The sequence below is a fragment of the Lutibacter sp. genome (assembly GCF_040883305.1).
Classification (GTDB): domain Bacteria; phylum Bacteroidota; class Bacteroidia; order Flavobacteriales; family Flavobacteriaceae; genus Lutibacter.
Genome location: NZ_JBFLKT010000182.1, coordinates 1 through 4,600, shown reverse-complemented (window position 1 = coordinate 4,600; position 4,600 = coordinate 1). Strand labels below are relative to the sequence as shown.

The following is a 4,600-nucleotide window of genomic DNA, read 5'->3' as shown; positions in this document are numbered from 1 at the left end:
TGTTCTGTTTGTATTAATTGCGAATCGCCTTCTAAATCTATTTTTCCATCTAATCCTAGATAATGCGTAACGGTTAATCCGTTTCCGGTAGCTGTTCCTGTAGTTATATTTGTTGTTCCTTCCGCAGTTATCTCGAATGTATTATCTACTATTAAACCTAGTATATTTCTATTGCCAGAATTTCCACTTGGTAACGTATTATTATTCATAGTTACATTGGAACTAATTTGAACAATATTCCAATCAACGGTTTTTGTAGGATCAACTAAAGAAGCTGAACCAGGTATTGTTTGCATATTACCATAAACCCAAGTAGATTCTGTATCCCAATTTGTATTTGCTGCTGAAACATAAGGTAAAGGCGCTGTTTGAAGATCTACTGTATTTAAATTTTTTAAAGCTGCTCTATTTCCATTTCCAGATGCATCTTTTAAGTTTGTATAGGTATAGGTACTCATTGGGTAATAACCTTGTAAATTTACCCAATTAAGAGTGTTATCTGCTCTAGCGATATCATTTTTTGTTGGAATAATACTTTTGGCAGTAAAGTATGAACCCGCAATATCTGAATTATCTTCAATTTCTTGATTCATAATAAAATGCAATTCATCTTCTGATAAGGCTTTGTTCCACACTCGAACTTCATCTATATTTCCCTCAAAAAAAGCTGATGTATTTGCTTCTTCTCCATCTGCTGCTGCAATAATAAATGATTCTGAATTTGAGGTTGGATTAATTGGGGGTCCTAACGGAGTAGTTTTATCTAAAACTCCATCAATATATAATTTTGCTTCCGTTCCATTATAAATTACCGCTACTTGATGCCAAACATTTATAGGTATCGTAGTATTTGAAAAAATGGTTCTAATAGTACCATTCTTCCATGATAGTTCAACTTTACCAGTACTTGTTATTTTAAAATCGTAACCACCATTTGAATAACCAAAATCTCTTTTTGATACTATTGATTTGTTAGCTGAAGCGCTTCCTCTTTTAATCCAAGCTGAAATTGTAAATTCGGAAGGATTTAAATCTAACACATTTCCTGCATCTAAATAATCCACAACACCATCAAAATAAATTGAGCGTGAAAAAGTTCTCTCTGGGGCATATCCAAAAGTAATATACTTTATACCATCAAAATCATAATCTGCTTCTAAATCAGGGCCATTTTCATCCATTACTCTATATTCAGCGCTAGGACTAAATACAGGGTTATTAGATATAAACATTAAATAATTACCTGGAGGTGATAATGTTGCATCTATCATTGCTTTAGGAATAGAAACTTTACAAGAAGGGACATTACCGCCGCTTTCTATTACGCGCCAAGTTCTTCCAATTGAAATAAAATCGACATTGGTAGTTAAAGAAGGTGTTATTCCTGCGCTTATATTAACCACAATAGGGTCTTGTGCAACAAGCGTATTATTATTATGCCCCCAAACAAGAAACTCTTTATCAATTGCAAAATTATTTGGGTTGTCAGAGTTTTTATCGTAGATATCTCCCAAACCAATAGTAATATCATCATTAATTACTGTTGCATTTTCCGATTTTGATTGTTTCTGATTTAATTCGGATTTGTCATCTCTTCCAATACCCGCAATATTAAAATTGTAACTTGCTCCTGCATTATAAATAACTGTACCATCTGAATCTAAATAATCTAAACTATGAGGGCTTGTACCAAGTGTAATACCATATTTTATGGCAAGGTAGGTTTCTATTTTTCGTTTATCAGTGTCATTATTTCTAATATTATAATTTATAATTTCTAAAATATCTCCATTATAACTTGCATCCCAATATTCACTTCTCCCTAACCAATATCTCGAATTAACTATATCTATGTATGTTCCAGTATTGGCTTCTGACGTTATTATTGTATTTCCATTATTTAGAATATCCATATCAATTGAAGGATCAGATGGATCGTGTTTTCTTGGATTAAATATGTTTACCCCTGTATAAAATTTAGTGGTACTTATTTCAGAAACTCCATAGGATGTTTCAGCACCCTGATTATATGCAAAAAGCTCGTTGGTATGCCTATTAGAAGTATTTCCCATTTCAATTCCAGTTACATCTTGACTACCTCTATTTGTAGTAATATCATCACCACAGTAGATATCCATTGGGCTTGTGGTATAATTAACATTATTTGTTGGTTTTAATACAATAAACATATCTGTATTGTTAAAACCTTGTCCACCTGACATAAAATCATTTCCATCAAAATGTATAACAGGATTAAAATTCACATTATAGCTTGTATTATTTTGAAACCTTGGTTCTTTTAAAGTTCTAGAAATCGCATTTTTAGTACTTCCAAAAGTTTGGTCATACCAAGTATTAATGGGTGAATTATCACTTACAACCCCGATATTACTGTCTGCTTTTAACCAAAATTTAAGGTTAGATGTTATCCCGCCAGGCGCTAATAATTGTGCAGGAATTGTTTGAACTTCCGCCATAATATCAAAACTATAAGTTCCTTCATCAGAATCATTATTGTTTATGGTGATTGTCGCTGTTTTAACTCCTAAAGATGCTGTTGGCGTAAATGTAACTACAAAACTTGTAACTGCTCCTGCTCCTAAACTTGTAGACCCTATCGCAGTTGAAGTAAATAATACTGCATCCGTGCCTGTAATTGAAACAATAGAAGTAGTCATTGTTAGGGTGCTTGATCCCAAAGAATAAATGTTAAACGTATGAGGAATTGGTGTAGCTGAATCGGTTATTCCAAAATCAGTTTGATCAAGTATATCAGGGGTATTATCTCCATCAACAATAGAAATCTCATTTCCCTGAATATCTATTTCTATACCTGAAACTGTTGCAGATCCAGAAATAGCAAAATCATAAATAGTTTCATTAGCATCACTATTATCTATACTAACGATAGCATCAAATGTTCCTGTGACAGAAGGGTTAAATGTAATTTGAAATGTTAAATTACCTCCAGCGGCAATAGAACTACTACTAGGCTGTGATGTTACCGTAAAATTAGAACTTCCAGTAATTACAACTATTGGTACACCAGTCAACAATAAGGAGCCAGTTCCAGTATTGTGTATTGTAAAAGTTCTTATAATTGAGCCTGGTAAGGTTACCGAACCAAAATCAGTATGATTAGTAGTAGAAGTGCCTGGAGCACCATCAATTATATCATTTCCATTTCCTTGTACATTAATTTCTGGATATAAACCTGTACTCCCAGTACCTCGTATATCAAAGTTAAAAGGGTTTTCATCTGGATCATTTGTTATAAACGACACGTTTGCGTTTTTAATACCTAAAGTTGTTGGAGTAAACGTAATACTAAAAGTTGTACTTCCTCCTGGTATAATGGTAGCTGCTGGAGCAGTATTAACTACAAAATCTGAGGCATTGGCACCTGTAATATTTATTGTTCCAATTGTTAAATCAATGGTCCCTGTATTTTCTATTGTATAAGTTCTAGTTAATCCAACTAATATAGGTGTGTCTCCTAAATTTGTATAATCAGTTGTAATAGGAGTGTTATCCTCATCTAGTATAATATTTCCATTACCATATACAGTGATTTCAGAATAATGAACTGTGGCAACAACTGGAACTCTCGGTGTAGAAAAACAAGGTCCGTTATTAGCATCAATATAAAATGTAGTTGTTGTAATAATTCCAGGAGTTGTTAAATTAGCACCTAGACCTGGTCCTAAATCAATTGCTGAATCTAAAGCAACTCCTCCTACTGCATTAGCATATAGAGATATTGTACTTCCTGGAATTGAAGTTTCTGCATTTAAAACGACCGTTCCAGGTCCATTTATTGAGCCAGGCGTAGTTGCTGTAATTGTTGGTACTGCATTTGAAGTTACTGCTATTAACCGTGTTGGTCCGCTACCACATGCATTTGATGGTGTAACTTCAACATTTCCAGATCCCGAACCTACAGTTACTGTTATTGAATTTGTTCCACCTCCACTATCTATTGTCCAACCTACTGGGACTGACCAATTATAAGTAAGACCTGAAACATTAGTAACACTATAGGTTTCTGTACTGCCCTCACAAACAATTATTTCACCTGTAATTGTGCTTGGTTGTGCTATTGCACTAGAGCTTACTGCTAATGAACTTAATGTTCCACTTCCACAAGTATTTGACGGTGTAACTTCAATATTTCCAGTAATAAAGCCAACTATACTTACAGTAATAGAGCTTGTCCCATTTCCACTATCAATTATCCATCCTGTCGGAACCGTCCAATTATATGATACGCCCGGAACATTGGTTACGCTATACGTTTCTGAAGTTCCATCGCAAACATTTGGGTTACCAGAAACCGAACTTGGTTGGGCAGGTATATCTGCACTAACAACTGCTAAAGTTCTTGGTAAACCGTCACAAGTTCCATTTGATGGAGTAACTTGAATATCTCCTGAGCCTGAACCCACAGTTACATCAATTGTATTTGAAGTTCCGCCAGCTGTTTGCACCCACCCTGCAGGGAAAGTCCAATTATACGATACTCCTGAAACAAATGCTACGCTATAAGTTTCTGAATTACCCTCACAGACATTTGTTGTTCCAGAAATTACACTAGGCTGAG

1 protein-coding gene is annotated in these 4,600 nt (G+C 34.5%); it reads right to left on the bottom strand.

The window, feature by feature from the left end; genetic code table 11:
* The coding region (locus tag AB1Z17_RS05850) for a choice-of-anchor D domain-containing protein (RefSeq protein WP_368050860.1) at positions 1 to 4,600 on the bottom strand (4,600 nt) is incomplete at both ends.